Origin of the sequence: Halobacillus sp. A1 (genome assembly GCF_024189295.1) — a bacterium.
GTDB lineage: Bacteria > Bacillota > Bacilli > Bacillales > Halobacillaceae > Halobacillus_A.
Genome location: NZ_JAIZEN010000003.1, coordinates 67,414 through 88,831, shown reverse-complemented (window position 1 = coordinate 88,831; position 21,418 = coordinate 67,414). Strand labels below are relative to the sequence as shown.

17 protein-coding genes are annotated in these 21,418 nt (G+C 39.5%); 3 read left to right on the top strand and 14 right to left on the bottom strand.

Annotation, left to right across the window (positions count from 1 at the left end; all coding sequences use genetic code 11):
* The first annotated feature begins 3 nt into the window (after positions 1–3).
* Positions 4–1,671 (top strand): ribonuclease J1, encoded by a 1,668-nt coding sequence (gene rnjA, locus LF817_RS04805; protein ID WP_253934641.1) that lies wholly within the window; start codon positions 4–6, stop codon positions 1,669–1,671.
* Between the two features lie 182 nt (positions 1,672–1,853).
* Here the strand turns inward: rnjA and LF817_RS04800 are convergent, their stop codons facing one another.
* From LF817_RS04800 to LF817_RS04765, 8 genes are all read right to left on the bottom strand, one after another.
* Entirely contained in the window at positions 1,854–3,575 is a 1,722-nt protein-coding gene (locus LF817_RS04800) for a pyruvate oxidase (RefSeq protein WP_253934640.1), read from the bottom strand.
* Between the two features lie 1,426 nt (positions 3,576–5,001).
* Entirely contained in the window at positions 5,002–5,667 is a 666-nt protein-coding gene (locus tag LF817_RS04795; protein ID WP_253934639.1) for a potassium channel family protein, read from the bottom strand.
* Between the two features lie 100 nt (positions 5,668–5,767).
* Positions 5,768–6,781, bottom strand: a complete 1,014-nt coding sequence (locus LF817_RS04790) for a cytochrome d ubiquinol oxidase subunit II (protein ID WP_253934638.1) — start codon at positions 6,779–6,781, stop codon at positions 5,768–5,770.
* Positions 6,781–8,139, bottom strand: a complete 1,359-nt coding sequence (locus tag LF817_RS04785; protein WP_253934637.1) for a cytochrome ubiquinol oxidase subunit I — start codon at positions 8,137–8,139, stop codon at positions 6,781–6,783. The genes LF817_RS04790 and LF817_RS04785 overlap by 1 nt, the downstream gene beginning before the upstream one ends.
* Before the next feature lie 450 nt (positions 8,140–8,589).
* Positions 8,590–10,422 (bottom strand): ABC transporter ATP-binding protein, encoded by a 1,833-nt coding sequence (locus LF817_RS04780; protein ID WP_253934636.1) that lies wholly within the window; start codon positions 10,420–10,422, stop codon positions 8,590–8,592.
* Positions 10,423–10,438: 16 nt separating this feature from the next.
* A complete protein-coding gene (locus LF817_RS04775; RefSeq protein WP_253934635.1) occupies positions 10,439–12,196 on the bottom strand; it encodes an ABC transporter ATP-binding protein in 1,758 nt (585 codons plus the stop codon).
* 157 nt (positions 12,197–12,353) lie between these two features.
* Positions 12,354–12,806, bottom strand: a complete 453-nt coding sequence (locus tag LF817_RS04770; protein WP_253934634.1) for a redoxin domain-containing protein — start codon at positions 12,804–12,806, stop codon at positions 12,354–12,356.
* Positions 12,807–12,882: 76 nt separating this feature from the next.
* Entirely contained in the window at positions 12,883–13,425 is a 543-nt protein-coding gene (locus LF817_RS04765; protein WP_253934633.1) for a peroxiredoxin, read from the bottom strand.
* A 312-nt stretch (positions 13,426–13,737) separates the two neighbouring features.
* On the opposite strand from LF817_RS04765, the gene LF817_RS04760 reads away from it, so the two are divergent.
* Positions 13,738–14,580 carry a mechanosensitive ion channel family protein gene (locus tag LF817_RS04760; protein ID WP_253934632.1) on the top strand — a complete coding sequence of 281 codons (843 nt, stop codon included), beginning with the start codon at positions 13,738–13,740 and terminating at the stop codon, positions 14,578–14,580.
* Between the two features lie 61 nt (positions 14,581–14,641).
* Here LF817_RS04760 and LF817_RS04755 read toward each other — a convergent pair whose 3' ends face one another.
* The 5 genes from LF817_RS04755 to cbpB form a co-directional block, all read right to left on the bottom strand.
* Entirely contained in the window at positions 14,642–15,064 is a 423-nt protein-coding gene (locus LF817_RS04755) for an SRPBCC family protein (protein ID WP_253934631.1), read from the bottom strand.
* 489 nt (positions 15,065–15,553) lie between these two features.
* A complete protein-coding gene (locus tag LF817_RS04750) occupies positions 15,554–16,669 on the bottom strand; it encodes an N-acetyldiaminopimelate deacetylase (protein ID WP_253934630.1) in 1,116 nt (371 codons plus the stop codon).
* 56 nt (positions 16,670–16,725) lie between these two features.
* Entirely contained in the window at positions 16,726–17,445 is a 720-nt protein-coding gene (gene dapD / locus LF817_RS04745; RefSeq protein WP_253934629.1) for a 2,3,4,5-tetrahydropyridine-2,6-dicarboxylate N-acetyltransferase, read from the bottom strand.
* A gap of 71 nt (positions 17,446–17,516) precedes the next feature.
* On the bottom strand, positions 17,517–18,983 hold the full coding sequence (locus tag LF817_RS04740) for an MDR family MFS transporter (RefSeq protein WP_253934809.1): 1,467 nt from the start codon (positions 18,981–18,983) through the stop codon (positions 17,517–17,519).
* Positions 18,984–19,063: 80 nt separating this feature from the next.
* Positions 19,064–19,513 (bottom strand): cyclic-di-AMP-binding protein CbpB, encoded by a 450-nt coding sequence (cbpB, locus tag LF817_RS04735; protein ID WP_253934628.1) that lies wholly within the window; start codon positions 19,511–19,513, stop codon positions 19,064–19,066.
* A 251-nt stretch (positions 19,514–19,764) separates the two neighbouring features.
* Between cbpB and trhA the strand changes: the two genes are divergently transcribed.
* Positions 19,765–20,400, top strand: coding sequence for a PAQR family membrane homeostasis protein TrhA (gene trhA / locus LF817_RS04730; RefSeq protein WP_253934627.1), 636 nt, complete (start codon positions 19,765–19,767; stop codon positions 20,398–20,400).
* A gap of 115 nt (positions 20,401–20,515) precedes the next feature.
* On the opposite strand, the gene fadH is transcribed toward trhA, so the two are convergent.
* Positions 20,516–21,283 carry a 2,4-dienoyl-CoA reductase gene (gene fadH / locus LF817_RS04725; protein WP_253934626.1) on the bottom strand — a complete coding sequence of 256 codons (768 nt, stop codon included), beginning with the start codon at positions 21,281–21,283 and terminating at the stop codon, positions 20,516–20,518.
* Between the last annotated feature and the right edge of the window lie 135 nt (positions 21,284–21,418).

The following is a 21,418-nucleotide window of genomic DNA, read 5'->3' as shown; positions in this document are numbered from 1 at the left end:
AGAATGAAGTTTGTAAAAAATGATCAAACCGCTGTCTTTGCACTAGGCGGCTTAGGTGAGATCGGTAAAAACACATACGCTGTGCAATTCCAGGACGAAATCATCCTCATTGATGCTGGTATTAAATTCCCTGAAGACGAACTTCTCGGAATCGATTATGTCATTCCTGATTACACGTATCTTATTCAGAATGAAGATAAAATCAAGGGTTTGTTTATTACGCATGGTCACGAAGATCATATAGGTGGAATACCTTATCTTCTTCGAGAAATTAACATTCCCATTTATGCAGGTAAACTAGCTGCGGGTCTTTTAAGAAACAAGTTGGATGAGCACGGATTACTCCGCAGTACGAAGATGCATACAATCCAAGAAGACGATGTAATTAAATTCCGTAAAACATCGGTTTCTTTCTTCCGTACTACACACAGTATCCCTGATTCTTTTGGAATCGTTGTAAAAACACCTCCTGGCAACATTGTTCATACAGGAGATTTTAAATTCGATTTCACCCCTGTTGGAGAACCAGCTGACCTTGCTCGCATGGCAGAGATAGGTAAAGAAGGAGTACTTGCACTATTATCTGATAGCACGAATAGTGAAGTTCCTGGATTTACCAAGTCAGAACGAGTGGTCGGACAAAATATAGCCGATATCTTCACAAGAGTTGATGGGCGTCTTATATTCGCAACATTCGCGTCGAATATATACCGTCTTCAGCAAGTAATAGAATCTGCGGTTAAATACAACCGTAAAGTTGCTGTATTCGGAAGAAGCATGGAGAATTCGATCCGTATTGGTCAAGAACTAGGGTATATCCATGCACCTAAGGATACTTTTATCGAAGCCAATCAAATCAATAAGTTTCCTGCACATGAAGTAACAATTTTATGTACAGGCTCACAAGGTGAACCGATGGCGGCTCTTTCAAGAATTGCTAACGGCACTCACCGTCAAATTCAGATCCAGCCTAAAGATACTGTCGTGTTCTCCTCTTCCCCAATCCCTGGTAACACGATCAGTGTAAGTCGTACAATTAATAAGCTTTACCGTGCGGGGGCTGATGTTATTCACGGGCCTTTAAACGATATTCACACTTCCGGTCACGGCAGCCAAGAAGAAATGAAATTAATGCTGCGTTTGATTCAACCTAAATATTTCATGCCGATTCACGGAGAATACCGTATGTTGAAAGAACACGTTAAGCTAAGCGAAGATTGTGGTCTTGATCCAGAGAATTGTTTCGTGATGGATAACGGTGATGTTCTTGCCTTGGGCAAAGATGAAGCTATGATTGCTGGTAAGGTACCATCAGGATCTGTTTACGTTGATGGTAGCGGTATTGGAGATATCGGTAATATTGTACTGAGAGACAGACGCATACTTTCTGAAGAAGGTCTCGTCATCGTAGTTGTCAGTATTAATATGAAGGAATTCAAAATCGCTTCCGGTCCGGATATAATCTCTCGCGGGTTTGTGTACATGAGAGAATCGGAAGACTTAATAAAAGAAGCTCAAAAGCTTGTAAATACGCACGTCAACAAGGTAATGCAGCGTAAAACGACCCAGTGGTCTGAAATAAAGAATGAAATTACAGATACGATTGCTCCCTTCTTATTTGAAAAGACAAAACGTCGTCCAATGATTCTTCCAATCATAATGGAAGTATAATATAAAAAATCTCGCTCATTTTACATGAGCGAGATTTTTTGTTTGATTAAATTTTTATTGGTTTTTTAAACGATATCAGAAGTTGTTAAATAACCCATAATTTTAGTCTCATGATGAAATAATGACTAAGTGGAATTAGTGTGATCAGACATCTTTCCATGTCTAACTCTGCTTTATTATTATCATGTCAAACGTTTAATGGACTCTTTTACATCTGGAATATCCAAGTCCCCACTTTCGAAGAAATTCTTGACGATATACTTCGAGAAGTTAACAGCTGACTGATAATCGATGTGTCCAGGTAAAGGAGCTTTATCCTCTATAACAACGTCGATGATCGCTGGTTTGTCGGATAGAAAAGCTTGTTTCAATTTTATAGATAAATCATCGTAAGAATCTATACGATAACCTTCTCCTCCACAGGACTCAGCAAACTTCGCAAAATCCATTTCCCCAAGATCTGTTTTATAATTGAGGTGTCCCATTTGTTCTTGTTCATATTTTATCATTCCAATTTTACTATTATTAAGAATGATCATTTTAATTGGCAATTGATATTTGACGGCCGTTGAAAAATCCTGCATAACCATAGAAAAACCGCCATCTCCACTAATTCCGATAACTTGACGGTCAGGGTAAGCAATTTGGGCAGCAATGGCGCCCGGGAGACCGCTCCCCATTGTAGCAAGCCAGCCTGAAATAAGAAAGCTTTGATCAACAAACGGCAAATAACGTGAAACCCATACTGTTACGTTGCCTACATCAGCTGAAACTATAGCACTTGGTTGCATGACGTCCTCTAAATGATACATAACCTGGGGAGCGTGAAGAGGTTCTTCTTTAGATCTTTTCTCTTCTTGCATAGCGATGCTCCACCGTTTCATTTTTTCTTGGTATTTCAAAAGATATTCATCATTTTGATTTTCCTTTATTTGGTCTGTAAGAAGCTCTAACGTTTCTCTAGCATCTCCTGCCAACCCAACCGATATTGGATAATACTTTCCTAAGTGATCAGGCTGATTATCGATTTGAACTGCAGGTACGTTATCGGGTAGGAAATCTCTGTACGGAAACTGGGTTCCGATCAATATTAAAGCATCACATTCTTTCATGGCATGATAAGCAGGTTTAGTTCCTATCTGGCCGTGTTGCCCTAAACAGTAAGGGTGATGGTCGGGCAGCACACCTTTACCTAATAAACTTAAGATAATTGGTGATTTGAGTTTCTCAGCAAATGTGACCAGCTCGGCTTTCGCATTGGCAGCACCCTGACCAGCAAGTATCAATGGTTTTTCTGATTTTTCCAGAAGATTAACAGCTTCTTCTATATGATTGCTTTTCGGGCTGATTTGCGGTCGATAATAATCCGATGAAGTTAAATATACATCTTGCTGGTGCTTTTTACTGAACAGATCATCTGGAACAACAAGAACTGATACACCTTTATGTGTATAGGCTTCTCTTATAGCCTGATTCAGTAAATCTGGTAATTGACTTTCCGTTTGCGCCCGTTCACAATAAACAGCTACATCGTCAAACATTTTCACCAAATCAATTTCCTGAAATGCTCCCGTCCCGACTTGTTCACTGTTCACCTGCCCGACGATTGCCAGCACCGGTGCACTGTCGCTTTTGGCATCATATAAGCCATTCAGCAAGTGGATCCCTCCAGGCCCTGCGATCGATAAGCAGACGCCAAGTTTGCCTGTCAGCTTTGCATAGGAGGCAGCTGAAAGCGCACCGGTTTCTTCATGTCTGACCTGGAAGAATTTAATTTCTTCTTGTCTTTTTCTAAGATCATCAATCAATTCATTTATGGAGTCTCCTGGAAGACCATATACGTGGTCTACTCCCCAATCTATTAATAAATCCACGAGAACTTGTCCCGTTCTTTTGTCAGCCATCTTCATCAACCTTTCTATTATGAACCTATATCCTTTTCTATCCTTAAAATGAGGAAAGTAAACTTTCTAATTACTATTTTTCTTTCTTTGTTCATATGTATGCAAACAATGAACCCCTTATAAAATCTATGGTACCGCTTCCAATCGCACACTTAGAAAATGTAGTCTTAAATGTTTATCAATTTGTTTGCTAATTTGTTAATCATTTTCTCTTGGTATAAAGATTTCTAACGGCTGTTAGTGTTAAGACTTACTACTGAAGTTGCTTAGTAAATTGTGTATTTTAGGATACATAACTCCTTGTACATATTTTTTTGTTGTACATGACCACCTACAAATGAACATACAGCGACTTAATAATTTTTGAAATCAGAAAAGGCACATGAAAGTTTATAGTTAAATTACTATAGAAACTGTGTAAGATTGTTCTTAAACAAACTGGCAGGATAGCGGAAGACTTGAATTCGAGGTAGTCTGGGCTCGTTGCCGTATTGGGAGTCAGGGGTGGTTGGGAAGCTACTCGCTTTCCTGTGGGGGAAGTGGCGAGCTTCCTCGGGCTTGCAGCCCTGTGGGATCTCGCCTACATCCTTCTCCCACGGGAGTCTCGCAGCTTCCCAACCACCCCAAGCGATAGGAGATGAACGAACCCTCTTATACCGTTCTTTGAATTATTTTTATCTTCGCCAGCTCAGTCCAGTCCATACGCCGCTGAACGAAGTGCTTCCGCTTTCAAAGGTAGGAGCCTCGCACATTCCTAAAACCCCAAACTTATATTACGGGACGGAACTAAGAAATGAGAAGCAGAAACTCTCTTGTACCAACGTATGCAGATTCATTCAACCATTTGTATTAGAAAAACCAACTATCCAATAGGCTTTTCATTTCCGTGAAAGTAAGCTAGAAATGAACCCTTTTTGCAAGAAGGTGCGTCTTCTTTATCCATGTTCGTTTTTTGGTGAGCGGTTGTTTATAGGGATAAACCGCTCAATATCAATTTTTTATCATAACTGTAGCGCAGCATCTGACATCCTGAAATCGGTGTTTCCGTACCCCCTAATCATCGCAAAGAGCTCCGGGAAATTACGAGACTCCTGTGGGAAGAGAGTGCTTGGTGAGACCCCGGAGAGCGAAGCTCGAGGAGGCTCACCGCGCTCCCACGGAAAGCGAGTGATTTCCCGGACCTCCAAACGCTGTCAAACGTAACGGAAAACACCTCTAACATCTCGAAACTGAGTTTTCCACTAAAGGGAGCGTTAGTTGAACAATTAAATTTCACCACTTTAAAAGGCTCAGTCGAAAAACGACTGAGCCTTTTGTTATTTGAATGAGAACCTCTACAAATTATGAAGTAATTTCCTATACAGTTCGACAGAAAATTGTGTTTTGCGATGAGGAACGGAACCAGTTATTATGAAAAGAGTTTTACTCAATCTTCTATAACCAGGTTTTTTTCAAAACGGCTGATGTCTTTATCCGCTCCGATGACGATCAAGATGTCATTTTCTAATATCTCTTCAGTAGCCATCGGTGATACGATCACTTCTTTTTTACGTTTAATCGCTACAACGTTGCAACCATATTCAGCTCGGATATCCAAGTCTACTAAAGAGCGTCCGCTCATTTTACTTCCCGCTTTGACTTCCACGACACTGTGATCATCAGACAGTTCAATATAATCAAGAATATTATTTGAAATGATGCTATGCGCAATTCTTTTCCCCATATCACGTTCAGGGTGTACTACGTGGTCTGCACCTATTTTATTTAAGATTTTTTCATGATAATCATTTTGGGCTTTCACTGTAATTGTTTTGATTCCTAGTTCCTTAAGCATCAGCGTTGTAAGCATGCTAGCTTGTATGTTATCACCAATAGCGACAATAACATGGTCGATGTTTCGAATCCCCAGTTCTTTCAATACGTTTTCATCTGTAGAATCAGCGATTACGGCGTGCGCTGCGATATCTCTATATTCGTTGACTTTGTCTTCATCTAAATCTATAGCAAGGACTTCCATGCCTTCACGACTTAACTCTCTGCAGATACTTCCCCCAAAGCGGCCAAGTCCAATTACTGCAAACTCTCTCTTCATTAATATAGCCTCCAAAAAAATCAATAAAATCTAAAGATATTTTATCACAGTTTCATGAATGTAACACAAAAAAAGCAGAGAAAAGATTTTACTCTTCTCTCTACTTTTTACCTTTCACGTATTCAGCATCAAATAGAAACAATCTCATTAACAAGATTAATGATGGAACAAGCAGCAGTAACCCTGCGATGAACACAGTAATTAAGGTAATTGCCATTGTTTCATTCGTCACTCCACTTGAGATTGTTATATATGGCTGCAGAATATAAGGCAAATGAGAAGCGCCATATCCAAAGAAAGCAAAGAAGAATTGGAACATGACTGCTATAAATGCCCAACCGTAATATTTACCGATATAGACAAGGAACAAAGCGATCATAAAAAATGCAACCGATAGTCCGAACATCCACCATAAATCAATAGCTTTTTGATAGTGTTCGGGATTATGCTGACTTAACGCGATGAATGTAGTCATACTTGCAATAATTGTTGGTGAACTCCAAAAAAGAGCGTACTTCCTTACCAGGGCAAGCGCTGAATGGTCATTAGCTCTATTAGCGTAATACGTTAAAAACATCGAGCTTATATATAAAACGGAGACAATTGCAAGGAAAACTACACTCCAGGAATAGGGGCTCGTAAACAGTTCCCCATATAACAAGGTAACTCCATTTGCTGTTTCTTCTATAAACCCACCTTCAGAAATCGTAAGTGTCGTCGATAATGAGGCAGGAATTAATAATCCGGTTGCACCATAGAGAAACATGTAGAGGTGATTGTTCTTAAATCCATAGTTTTCAAACGCGTAGAACGAACCACGAATAGCTATCAATACAATTGCTATACTCCCCGGGATTAGGAGTGCTTGTCCATAATAATAAGCTGAATCTGGAAAGAACCCAACAATCCCCACAAAGAAAAAAACAAAAAATACGTTCGTTACTTCCCATACAGGAGAAAGATATCTTGAAATTAATTGATTTATAATATGATCTTTTTTCGTGATTTTAGCATAATAAGCGAAGAACCCTGCACCAAAATCAATAGAGGCGACGATTAAATATCCATAAAGGAAAAGCCAAAGGACCGTAATTCCGATATACTCATAGCCCATTACTCGTCAACCTCCTTTGTAGCTGCTGCCTCCGGATAGCGTGATTCAAATTCTGCTTCAGCTGGGTGATCTTTGAACATTTTACGTAATACTACTAAACAGCCGGCACCAAGAACCGTGTAGAGTCCAATAAACAGTATGAACATAAGGCCGACATGATCCGAAGTAGTCGCGCCTTCTGCCACCGTCATGATACCTCTTAGTATCCATGGCTGCCGTCCTTCTTCTGCAAAGATCCAGCCAAACTCTATAGCGAGCATAGAGAGCGGGCCGCCAGCTGCTATGGCCCATAACAGCCATTTATTTTCCTCATTCCATTTCTTAACCTTCCAGAAAAGAAGGTACAATGCAGAAATGCCAAGCATATAAAACCCGATAGACACCATTAAATCAAACATATAGTGTATCCATAACGGAGGCTGTTCGTCGGCTGGTGTTTCATTAAGCCCTTCAACCTCTGCATTAAAATCACCATAGGCAAGAAAGCTTAAGGCTTTTGGTATTCTAATCGCATTCTCCACTTCATTTTCTTCATTCAATGAGCCGAATAATATGAGATCAGCGCCTGCCTCAGTCTCAAAATGCCACTCACCTGCCGCTAACTTTTCCGGCTGATGTTCAGCTAAAAACTTGGCAGATAAATCACCTGCAATTGCAGTCATTATCGCAAATATGAATGTCGCTGTAACAGTCAGTTTCAAAGCTTTAGTATGGTACTCAGACCCTTTTCGGAAAAGTATGATTATCGCTGCAATTGTTGCAAGTATAGCTGCAGACGTTAAATACGCGGAAGCAACAACATGGAACACTTTTGTAGGTGTAGCAGGGTTGAACATCGCTTCTAAAGGGTTAATATTTGTTACATTACCCCCATCCATTTCAAAACCTCGAGGTGTGTTCATAAATGAATTCACTGTCGTAATAAAAAACGCTGATAGAGTCGATCCAATAATAATCGGTATAGATAGAAGCCAGTGATAAATAGGCTTTTTGAAACGATCCCACGTATAAAGATAGATACCTAGAAAGATGGCTTCAAAAAAGAAAGCAAAGACTTCCATAAATAATGGCAGGGCAATGACATTTCCAGCCAGCCGCATAAAATTCGGCCATAATAATGAAAGCTGAAGTCCAATCGCTGTTCCTGTAACAACACCGACCGCAATGGTGACAGTCATCCCCCTCGTCCACCTGCGAGCAAGTAATTGCAAATGACGGTCATTTTTTTTAATTCCTATGAACTCAGCAATTGATATCATTATAGGTATACCGACACCTACTGTGGCAAATATAACATGAAATATTAAAGTCAAAGAGGTGAGTAATCGGCTCATCATGACGCTATCTTCAAAAAACATAATAATATCCCCCTTTTACGATTAGCTATGTTAAACGTGGTTGAGTTTTCTCATACGAGAGTTTTTCTATAATATTACAGTTGTAACGAATAACAGTCATAACGATTTAGTAAGTATGAACAGGTCGCAGGAATAACCCGCCCCCCTATTACCTCTTAACTATGGCAACTAAACCGTTCTCCCAGATCAGACAATAATATTTTGAATAAATCAAAATTTAGATGTAACAGACCTTTCTGTATAAAGAAAACCACTTTACTATTATAAAACGTCACAACCTTCTATATTGCAGCTATGAATGACGATTTTGTGACAAACTTCACAATCTACTTATATGATTCATTGTACAATGCCCTTCAAACGGAGTCCACAATTTTGTTCAGATGACATACTAATATAAGTCCATACCACAAAAAGAAAAAAAAATGCCGCAAAGAGCGGCATTTTTTATTAAATAGCATCTAACATTTGAAATTGGGCTTTTACTAATTCGAAATATTCTCCTTTTTTCTCCATTAATTCACTATGAGATCCATATTCTAAAATTCGCCCATTCTCTAGTACGTATATTGTATCAGCTTCCCTGATCGTTGAAAGCCGGTGGGCAATGATAATAGCAGTCCTTCCCTCCAATAAAAGCCCTAAAGCCTCCTGGATTTTCATTTCCGTTTCCGTATCAATACTAGCCGTTGCTTCATCCAGAATCAAAATACGAGGATCAGCTAGTAAAGCCCTTGCGAAGGAGAGCAGCTGACGTTCTCCTGCAGATAGAATACTCCCTCTCTCCTCTACTTCCGTTTCATAACCAGAGTTTAAGCGTTGTATAAACTCATCTGCGCCTACCACTTTTGCTGCTTCTATCACTTCTTCATCTGAAGCGTCTGGCCGTCCAAACCTAATGTTTTCCATAATTGTCCCTGAGAAAATGAATGTATCCTGAAGGACAACGCTGATTTGCTGCCTTACACTGGCAAGCGTTGCTTCTTTCAAATCCACTCCGTCAATTTTCACACTGCCTTTTGTGGGGTCGTAAAAGCGACTGATTAAATTTGCGATTGTTGATTTACCCGAACCTGTATGTCCTACCAACGCAACGGTTTCACCTTGTTTCATTTCAAGGTTGATATCATGAAGTGCTATACGTTTTTCATCATAAGCGAACTGTACATTGTTAAAATTAATGTTCCCTTTCATATCCTTGATTTCCTTTGCATTTTCCAATTCTTTCACATTCGGTTTCTCATCCAGGAACTCAAAAATCCGCTCAGAAGCAGCCATCGCCATTAACAATTGATTATACATTTGTCCAAGTCTTGAAATCGGCTCCCAGAACATACCTATGAAGAAAGCAAACGTAACAAATGTACCACTCGTAATATCACCCTGCAGGATAAGAAATGCTCCGTAAGCCACTAATATTACGGTACCTACTGCATTACTCATTTCTACAAACGGACGAAACATAGCACTTTTTCGCGTAGCTACGTTCCACGCTTCAAAATTTTCCGAATTAACCCCGTCAAAATACTCGCTGTTTTCACGTTCCTGAGAAAAAGATTGAGTGATTCTTACTCCCTGCAGGCTTTCATTCAAATGAGAATTCAACTTAGATTGCTGGATTCTCACATCCTGCCAAGAGCGTCTTATATTTCTGCGAAGCTTGGTAGAAATATAAAACATCAACGGCATGATGACTAGAATGGCCAAAGCAAGCTTAGGACTAAGAGCAAATAGGATGACAATAATTCCCGTAAGCATAACGATATCCATGAGCAAGTTGATGATACCATTTGTAAAAAGCTCTTGGAGAGAATTAATATCGTTCATGATCCGGACTAAAATCGATCCGGCTGATCGATTGTCAAAAAACTTATGGGAAAGTTTCTGCACATGAGAAAATAAATGTTCTCTTAAATCGTAAATGACATTCTGTCCGAGGATATTGACATATTTGATCCTCAGCATATTAGCTATATAACTCAATAAATACATAATCGCGATTCCTACCACAAGCTGGATTAATAAATTTGTATTTCCGTCAGCAATAGCGACATCGATCGCTACTCTCCCTATAAGAATAGGTACTATCAATCGAACGATGGTCGCTATGAGCATTGCGATAATAGAAATAGGAAGAAGCTTTTTCCAATAAGGTTTCACGTAACGCAATAACCTAGTCATTTGAGCCCAGTTGAAAGGCTTCTCTATGGCCTGATCCTGTGTATATTTAAAACGGTCCAAGTGTTTAGTCGTTTCAGGGACGTGCTTCGGTTTCCTAGCCATCGATCATCCCTCCTATTCATAACATGTTTGTTGAATTTAAGATAGCTTCTTTGTCTTGATACTGTATATCGTAAATTCTTTGATAGGGTCCGCCATTTACTAATAATTCATCGTGAACACCTCGTTCTACTACCTCTCCATCTTCAAGTACCAATATTTCATCAGCATGTTTTAAAGATGATATACGATGAGCGATAATAAATGTTGTTCTTCCTTCCATTACTTCTTTTAATGCCTTTTGTATTTTAAATTCAGTTTCCATATCTACTGCTGAAGTAGCATCATCGAGGACTAAGATCGCCGGATCGATTAATATAGCTCTTGCAATGGCAATCCTCTGTTTCTGACCACCGGATAAGCCCATACCGCGCTCACCTAAAAGTGTGTTATATCCGTCAGGCATATCCATGATAAACTCATGAGCCTGGGCCCTCTTAGCCGCTGCCTTCACATCTTCGAGAGTAGCATCAGGGTTCCCGTATGAAATGTTCTCTTGAATCGTCGTAGAAAAAAGAAACGACTCCTGCAAAACAAATCCAATATTTTTGCGCAAAGTTTTCAGTCCATAGTCACCTACCGGCCTGTGATCAATAAGAACCTTTCCTTTTTCCGGCTCATAGAATCTGGTGATCAATTGAGTGATACTCGTTTTACCTGAACCCGTTGAGCCTATCAGTCCGATAGTTTTACCAGGAGGGGCATCGAAATTGATTTCTTTCAATGCAGAATCATCATCTTGTGAATAAGTCAGTGTAACATTTTCGAAAGTAACATGACCTTTTAGACGGTCCTGAATGACCGCACCTTCTTTTTCCTGAATATCTTCATGTGCTTCTAAAATTTCCAGGAGGCGTTCACCAGAAGCTTTGGATTGGGAAAATAAATTAATGATAAACCCTAAATTCATCAACGGGCCGAGAATATACCATACGAGGCTAAAGAACGCGACAAGCTCACCAAGAAGAAGAGAACCATTTATAACTAAATACCCACCAAAAGCAAGAAGAGCTACTACACAAACGTTACCTATAAACTCCATTAAAGGAAAATACTTCGCCCATATATTTGAAGTATTTACGTAATTATCACGATAATGAGTGCTTCTATCAAGAAAACGTCCTACTTCAAAGTCTTCTCTGGAGAGAGATTTTACCGTGTTCATGCCGCTTATATTTTCCTGAACTCTCGTGTTCAGCTTACCAAACGATTTTCTAATCTTACGAAAAGCAGGGTGTACTTTACGATCGAATTTGTACACTACAATACCTAAGAAAGGCATCGCTGCCATTGTGACGAGAGCCAGAGGTACTGAAAAATAAAACATCACACTTAAACTGATGACGATCAACAAAACAATTCTTATCAACTCTGAGAATCCCATCGATAAGAAGAAACGGAACCCCTCTACATCTGCAGTAAGTCGGGACATGATATCGCCAGTTTTTGCGTTATCGTAATAACGGAACGGCAGTCTCTGCAGCTTCTTGTAAAGCTCATCCCGCAATACATATACTGATTTGATACCGAAATATTCCCCTAGATACTGATGAAAATATGTAGCGAATCCCTTTACGATCATTAATAAGATAAAAACAGAGCAAATATAAGGGATCAAATTATACCTTTCCTTCATAACCACATCATCTATCGTAACTTTCAAAATGATCGGGTAAACTAACGTGATCGCAGTCACGAATATTAATGAAAACAAAGACCAGATGAAGAATGACTTAAACGGCCAATAAAACGGTTTCAATTTCTTAAATACATCCATTTTTGTCCCTCCCTTAACTTTTCCGTATGTATTAATATATCGGGTATCGAAATATTTTTCCACCTATTTGACCAATATTTTTAAAATTCAGGAAAAAATAATTTTTACAAAGTTAATTTACAAAAAAAAACAGCCTCAAAATGAGGCTGTTTCGTATTTATTTTTGATTTACGCCTAAAACGCGGTTCACACGTTTACGAAGCATTTTCATGCCACCGCCGCCTGCTTGGAAATGACGCAGATTGCCTTCTTCATCAAACACATAGTAAGCAGGTACATATTGATTTTCAAAAGCATCAGTCAAAGCGTGATCATTATCTACATAAATAGGTTGAGTAATCCCATGCTCATCAGCAACTTCTTTGATTTGATTTAAATCCAAATCCTTCTCTGAACGAGGCATATGGACAGCAATCACATTCAAGTCGTCACTGTATTCATCTCTGAACTCGTTTACGTTCGGCATAGCTTCCTTGCATAGACCGCAGCTGACGGACCAGAAATGGATCAGCGTCGGTTTAGAACCTACAAGATCTTCTTTTGTGAGAGCGTCACTATTATACCACTTAGTAGCTTCAGGAAGTTCTGGCATTGGTGTTCTTAATTTCACAGTAATTCCTCCTTATTCATGAGAAGTAATGGAAAAAAAGGTCTAACACAGCGGTTAGACCAGTTAAAATATTGAATTAAAGAGTTTCTTGACCTGGCTTCCAGTTTGCCGGGCAAAGTCCGCCAGTTTGTAGTGCTTGAAGAACACGAAGTGTTTCATCAACGTCACGGCCGATATTGTTGTGGTTAACGACCTGATATTGCAGTTCGCCTTCTGGGCTGATGATGAATAAACCACGAAGAGCTACACCTTCATCTTCTACAAGAACACCGTAGTCTTTTGCTACCTGGTGATTTGTATCTGCTGCAAGAGCGTATTCAAGATCTCCAAGGCCATTTTCATCGCGGCCAGTGTTAATCCAAGCCAAGTGCGTATGAATCGTATCTGTTGATACCCCGATCACTTCAGCGTCAAGATCTTCGAACTCGTCGAAACGATCTGAAAGGGAAGTGATTTCAGTCGGACATACGAATGTGAAATCCATTGGATAGAAAAATAGTACTGTCCACTTGTCATTTTTCATATTTTCTTCGAGTGAAACCTTACCAAATTCTTTGTTAGAAAGTACTGCGTCCATCTCGAAGCGTGGTGCTTGTTTTGCTACCATACGTTCTGCCATTTAGAATCCCTCCATATGTTTTACTACATTATTCAACAATGATTATCAATCTCAAGCCATAGTATAACGAGATATGAGATTGTAGTCAATGTTTAATAAAAATTAATTTAATCTAGAGTTATTTACAATCTTTCGAACCCACTACTTAATATACACAACACTATTATCCATTAAACATGATTCTATTTAGAATGTAAATTTATATGCACGTAATTGCGACATAAACAGACATAATACAAGGTATTTATTGAAAATACCCTCCTATTTCCGCTATGATAATCATGAAACATTTTGCCGGAGAGGAGCTTGTCTATGAATTTATTTGAAGAAGGGTTTGATTTTAACCCGACGATACTTGTTGAATGGTTAATTACTGGAGGCTTGAAAATCCTTGTCATCCTTATTGCTTTCGCTATTCTAGGCCCTGTAGGAAAAAAGGCCATCAGTGCAGCAATATATAAAATGGGGAAACAGAGAAAACTGACTGAGAGCCGTACGAAAACATTAGAAAAATTATCTGTGAATGTATTTTCTTATATCCTTCTTTTTATTTTAATTATTATGCTGTTAGGCGCTGTAAATATCGACATCGGTCCACTTCTTGCCGGAGCTGGTATCATTGGTTTAGCTATAGGTTTTGGTGCTCAAGGGCTCGTATCCGATATAGTGACAGGTTTCTTCCTGCTTTTAGAAAGACAAATCGAAGTAGATGATTATGTAACAGCAGGTGGTTATGATGGAATTGTAGAAGAAGTAGGCATCCGAACAACAAAAATCAGAAGTTTTGATGGTACTCTTAATTTCATTCCAAACAGGAATATTGCAGGTGTAAGTAATCATTCTCGAGGAAACATGCGGGCTCTCGTGGATATCGGCATCTCTTATGATGAGAATATCGATCATGCATTAGACGTTCTTAAGAAAGTTGCAGATGAATTTGCAATGGATCCACGTTTTAAAGAAGGGCCAGATGTACTTGGTGTACAAAGTCTTGGCAGTTCAGACATTGTAATCCGTATTTTAGGCAAAACTGAAAATATGGAGCAGTGGGGAGTAGAGCGGGATCTTAGGAAAGCGATGAAAGAGGCCTTAGATGAAGCTGGAATCGAAATACCATTTCCTCATCAAGTTTATATTGAAAAAAAAGAAAGCTGAGAAAAGGGTCTGTCCAGCATCTGGGCAGACCCTTTATATATTATATTTACTACAGTAAAAGTTACTTAACTAAGGAAGCTCTCAAATTGACACCATGCTCCATATATCCTTTTAAACAAGTCAGCATATAAACCCAACCCTCTTTGTTATCTACTAAGTCACCTATCAAATTCTCACTTTCTTCCTTAAACCCTTCTTCGTTAATTTCTATGATTGTACTGTTATTCTCTGATTCCACAAAAGTTATGGTTACGATATGATCTCCAGCCCACTCAAATACAATTCTTTTATTTTTTTCGAGTTCTTTTACGGTAATATCTCCCGCGGCATTATACTCCTCGTAAGTTAATGTAATGGTTTTTCCTTCTTCCCACCTTTCAGAACTTGAACTGAACCAGAAATTCCCAATCTTTACTGGGTCAACGATTGCTTCAAATATCTCTTCAGCTGGCTTTAATATATTCATTTTCGTCAGGTTATTCATATTAAAAACTCCCTTTCTGTTCTTAAGTGTTTAATGGGATATTTACTATTATGTACCAAGTACACTTAAAACATAGTACATAATAATAAAATTTCCTTAAACCTGTTGTAGGCGTTTAAAAATGATGTTTGAGTATGGTTGTATAGTTTTTAAAATTCATACTAGAGTGCGAGGGGAAAATGATTATATCACTGTAATGAGAAAAATGAACCACACGTGTAGTACATGAATAACTCTCACATACCACTAAACTCACTTAGCTTGAAGTACGGTTTCATTTTTTGCTTGGGGAAATGCGGGCTTGGAAATGGCTTGCTTTTTTAAGGGAATGACGGCTCTAAGCTGTCTATTCAGTTTATCCATTCCCACAGGAGTATCACCATTTCCAGGACCCCATTACTATAACGTGAGTCACTAACTCCTTTTTATTGATTAATGAAATCATTCTGAAAAGGCCTGTCAGTTGAACGTCTGATTAATATTGATTGCTTATAATTTTCTTAACCCTTCAACTACAATCGTTTTTCCGACCTCGAGCGCCTTTTCATCAGGAGTTAATTTAGAATGGTGGAGGCCTGCTTCTGAGTTCACTCCGAGCCAGAACATAAATCCTGGAATCTCTTTTAGCATATACCCAAAATCTTCTCCGGTCATTGCTGGAGCTGCTTCTTCATAAATATACCCGGTTTGACTGACGATTTCAGTAAAAGCCTGTACATAGTCAGCATCATTTTCTACTTGATAATAGTTTGAACCGTAGTCGATAGAGATGCTGCAGTCATTCGAAATTTCAGCACCCTTTACCATCTTCTCAATTTCCTTTTTAACTTCAATCATTGCTTGAGGAGACATCGTGCGGATGGTACCTTCAAGTCTGGCTTCCTCAGCGATAATATTTTGCACAGTACCACCTGTGATTTTGCCTATTGTAATAACTGCGCTATCGAGAGGATCTACTCTTCTTGCTACAATCTGCTGAAGATTACTGACAAGAAAGCTGGCAGCTACTACCATATCTCTTGTTTGATGAGGATAAGCTGCATGTCCACCTTTACCTTTGAGGTCGATAAACAGCTCACTAGTATTCGCAAACAATAAACCGGCTCTAGTGGAAACTGTTCCGACAGGTAAATCAGGCGCAATGTGAAGGGCGAAAATAACATCAGGCTTAAATCGCTGCATTGCATTCGATTGCAGCATAGGTTCGGCCCCTCCCGGCCCTTCTTCAGCTGGCTGGAACATAAAAACTATATTGTTTTTGGGTGGGTCCTGCGCTAAATTTTCAAGAGCAGCTAATGCTACGGTCATATGGAAATCGTGTCCGCACGCATGCATCCTGCCTTTATGTTTAGATGAGAATGTCAGCCCTGTAGATTCCTCTAACGGTAACCCATCGATGTCTGCACGATAGCCGACTGTTTTTTCAGGATCATTTCCCTTAACTTTGACAAAAATTCCTGTTTCCCATTTTTCGACTGTCAAATAATCCTGCGGAAAATTATCGATGATATTAAGTAAATATTTTTGAGTTTCAAATTCCTTAAATCCTAACTCCGGAATTTGATGAAGCTCTCTGCGTATCTTGATTAGTTGATCCTCTCTCATTATTCACCCTCACTTTAAATAAAGACCTTGCGAATTAAGCAAGGTCTTTAGGATTATTAATCATTCAATTTTCGTAAAGCTTGCATGATCTCAGTCTTAGACTTCGTCTGATCATCGATTTCTTTAATGACCCTGGCAGGAGTACCAGCTACGAGCGTGTTAGCAGGAACATCTTCAGTTACAATTGCTCCAGCTGCAACTACTGCACCTTCTCCAACGTTAACACCTTCTAAAATTACTGCATTGGCTCCAACGACCACGCCATCCTCAATAACAACCGGATTGGCAGATGGCGGCTCAATAACCCCTGCGAGAACAGCTCCGGCACCGATATGACAGTTCTTACCGACTGTAGCTCTACCTCCAAGCACAACATTCATATCAATCATAGTACCTTCACCGATGACTGATCCGATATTAATACTCGCTCCAAGCATAATGACTGCTCCATCACCAATTTCAACTTGGTCGCGAATAATGGCTCCAGGCTCAATGCGTGCATTTACTTTTTTCAAATCTAAAAGTGGAATGGCTGAATTTCTACGGTCATTTTCCAGGACATAATCATCGATTTGATCGCTGTGTTTTTCGAGCAGCGGCTGTACAGCTTTCCATTCTCCGAAAATCACTCCGGATTCTCCAGTAATAAAATCTTGTACCTCACTGCCAAAATCTATATCAGAAAGACCTTTTCCTTTGATATAAACTTTTACGGGTGTAGATTTTTCGCTATTTGAAATAAATGAGATAATCTCATGTGCATCCATTTGTTTCATATGTATCCTCCTCTATTTGTTTACTATTTCATTCTTTACTTTATCAAAGCACTGAATACGTGACAAGAATTTTAAGTTTTCGTTTCCTTAGGAAGACATAAAATGAGCAGCAAACTAACTATAGTTAACACCAATAAGCTTAAGTAAACAAGATGCAATCCACTTGTCAGCCCCTCTCTTAACACTTGCAGCACTGGTTCACTAAGTTCCGATCTGGAAGTTTCATTTAAAAGCAGGTTCGTGGAATCTATCGTGAACTCCCTATCTATTCCTTCTCTTTCAAGGGTAGTCTGTATTCTTGAATTGAGAACACCACCTAATACTGCAGCACCAATTGCGCTCCCTAGCGTTCTCATGAACATGTTTGAAGCAGTTGCAATCCCTCTGGTTTTCCAATCTACAGAATTTTGAATCGAAACTATAAAAGATGTAGTGGATAACCCCATACCAATTCCGATGAACAGAGAACCAGCAGCAGCAAATAATGGCCCCTTTTCAGGAGATAGGAGAGAAAAAATCACAGCTCCTATAATGAGGGAAATCCCCCCACATATAGATGTAACTCTAAAACCAATTGTTAAAATCAGCCGCCCTGCAACCGTTGCAGCGATCGGCCAGCCAATCGACATCGTCGTCAAGGTAAAACCAGCCACCGTAGCAGACTTCTCCATAACTCCTTGCACGAAGGCTGGAAGGTAACTAGAAACGCCGATAAGAACCATCCCTGTGACTAACGATGTTAAATTAGCGTATCTTATTGAAGGGTTTTTCCACAAAGACAAAGGCAGCATCGGTGACTTCGCTTTTTTTTCAAGATACCAAAAGCCTAAGAACCCAGCGATGAAGAGAATGACCAATCCTATGATCTCAATAGAAATCCAAGATAACCCTACGCCTCCTTCTACCAATACTACCATGAGGGCGCTGATAGATATCATAATTAATAGTGGCCCTTTCACATCCACAGAATGTCTTTCCTTTTCAGCATCCTCTTTAAAGAAAACCAGTATCCCTAACAGCGAAAAAATGCCTAAAGGAATATTCATCCAAAACACATAATGCCAACTTAAGATATCTACAAAGAATCCCCCCAGCAAAGGTCCGGTTACAGCGGAAATCCCCCACACACTTGAGAGATACCCCTGGATCTTTGCTCGTTCTTCCTTTGTATAGATGTCTCCTACGATGGTTGTGGCTATAGGCATCAGGGCACCTGCTCCCAGCCCTTGAACGAACCTGGCTATAATCAAGGTCACCATATGACCTGAGAGAGCAGCCATAGTTGATCCAATTAAGAATAAACTGATTCCCGCCATAAAAATGGGCTTACGGCCAAAAACATCGGCTAATCTCCCAAACAGCAGCACGGTAGAAGCATTAGTAAGCAAGTAAGCAGAAAATACCCAACTGTACAGGCTGAATCCTCCAAGCTCGGCTACTATACTGGGCATTGCAGTAGAAACTATAGTGGCCTCAATAGCTGCTAAAAACATCGCCAGCATAATCGACGCCAACACTAGACCACGCCTCAAATTCATCACCTCAATCAACCACAAAAGAAAGGACGCCTTCAATAGGCGCCATTTCTAAGATAATATTCATTTTATATCGTTTCAATTTATGCTCTCTTCAATGTTTCATGATAATGTTTACTGAACTGCTTCAATATTGTTCTTCGAGTTACAATTCCGTCAAACTCTCCATCCTCGTTGGTTACACAAATGAACGGATGATCAATCAACTTATATAACGCATCAATCATTGAGTGATCTTTTTTTAAGCAAGGTACATCTTTTTTCATAACCTCTATAACTGTCAAATCATTCAATTTGTCTAACTCAAACTGCTCGATACCCAATGTTTCTTCCAAAATCATCGTCTTGCTGACGACTCCCTGAAATTTAAAGGTAGCATCCAATACAGGTACTGCAGAATAGCCAGTTTTCAATAGAACTAAGAGTGCGTGATCCAGGGGGTTGCCTACTTGAACATGAGCCACTTTCTCCGACGGAATCATTAATTCTTCAACTAGAGGGAAATTCAGGTCATTGCTTTGTACACTTATCATAGTCCATTAACACTCCTTTTACTTCTTCGCTGAAGGAGCAATTCGAAACGATCAATCTCATACATAGTTATCCTAACATACTTTAAGAATTATAACGAATGGCTTCCACCTCTATCTCTCTTTCAAAAAACTTACTCCACCTTTTATTACCCATAATTATCCATAAGATAAACCAGTTTTCTATCCTTTCTTTATAAAGTAACAAAAAAGGCTTATAATAGAACAAATGAAGTTTGGGGCTGATTTAAAAAATGATGACACACACCTTCTCCAAAAGAGAAGAGATAGCAAATGCAATCACTCACGGCATTGGCGCAGTATTAAGTCTTGCTATGCTTGTTCTCTTAATTGTATTCGCTAGCTTGCACGGCACAGCTTGGCATATTGTTTCTGTTAGTATTTATGGAGGGACCATGCTTTTACTATTTGTGTCCTCGACTCTTGTACACAGCTTTCCACCAGGTAAGGCCAAAGATTTGTTCGAGATCTTCGACCATTCAGCCATCTATCTATTTATCGCAGGCACGTATACACCAATGCTGCTGATTCCTCTAAGAGGTACTTTAGGATGGACTTTGTTCGCGATTATTTGGGGTATGGCCATATTAGGAATATTGTTCAAAGTATTTTTTGTAAAGCGTTTCGTACTTCTTTCTACCATTTTTTATGTATTAATGGGGTGGATGATTATCCTGGCTTGGGGACCTTTGACAGCGGAGGTGCCAGCTGCCGGAATTACCTACCTGGTTGTAGGCGGAGTACTTTATTCTATCGGATCGATTTTCTATGTATGGAGAAGCTTTACGTATCACCATATGGTTTGGCATTTATTTGTCCTCGGAGGCTCTATCTTTCATTTCTTTACCATCTTTTTTTACATTATCTAATAGTAAGCTCTATTATATATGAGTTTAGCCCTAGCGATTTATGCGGGGAGGCATCCGGCACCGCCGGAACTGCAAATCAAAAGAGGCCGCGCAATTTAAGCGCGGCCTCTTTTGATTAAAAAGGAAATTGATTCAACCATTGTCCGCCATCTAATGTGACGACTTCTCCGTTCATGTATGAAGCCTCATCTGACAAAATAAAACGGGCTAATCCTGCAATCTCTTCAGGTGTTCCAAGCCTGCCCAGCGGTACTGAGTTTAACGTTCTCTGTGCAGCTTTTTCAGATTCGAACAATTTGTCCGCTCCGCCAGTCCGTTCAATTGGCCCAGGGGCGATTGCGTTTGCTCTTATACCATATTGCTTACCCCACTCGACAGCTAATGTTCTTGTCATCGCAAGAACACCCGCCTTTGCAGAAGCAGAATGAATGACGCCAGCTCCTGCGTTCCAAGCATATGTAGCCACCATATTTAATATGGATCCCTTAATCTTGTTTTCAATCCAATACTTTCCTACCGCTTGGCTGCAATAGAAAGTTCCATTTAATACAATGTCAATAACAGAATTCCATCCATTCGGTGAGAGCTTTTCAGCTGGCGAGATAAAATTTCCTGCGGCATTATTAACAAGGTGATCGATTCGACCAAATGTTTCAACCGTCTGTTCCACCATCCGCTCTACATCTTCAACATTTCTCACATCCATTTCAATTAACAACAACTCGTCTTTGGCCCCGCTTGTGATTTGTTCTCTAGCTTGCTGAAGGCGCTCCATATTTCTTCCTGTAATAGCTACTTTTGCCCCTTCTTCTAAAAATCGTTTAGCCATATACATTCCCATTCCGCTCGTTCCACCGGTAACTATGATTACTTGACCATTCATTAACATCCCTCCGTCTATATTAAATTCCAGATAAAAAACTGAATTCCTGTTCATTTTTTAATATTTTTAAAAATTTATTTTTATATTTCATAAAATATAAAAGTGGTATAATTGCGAAATATAGAAATGGAGGGA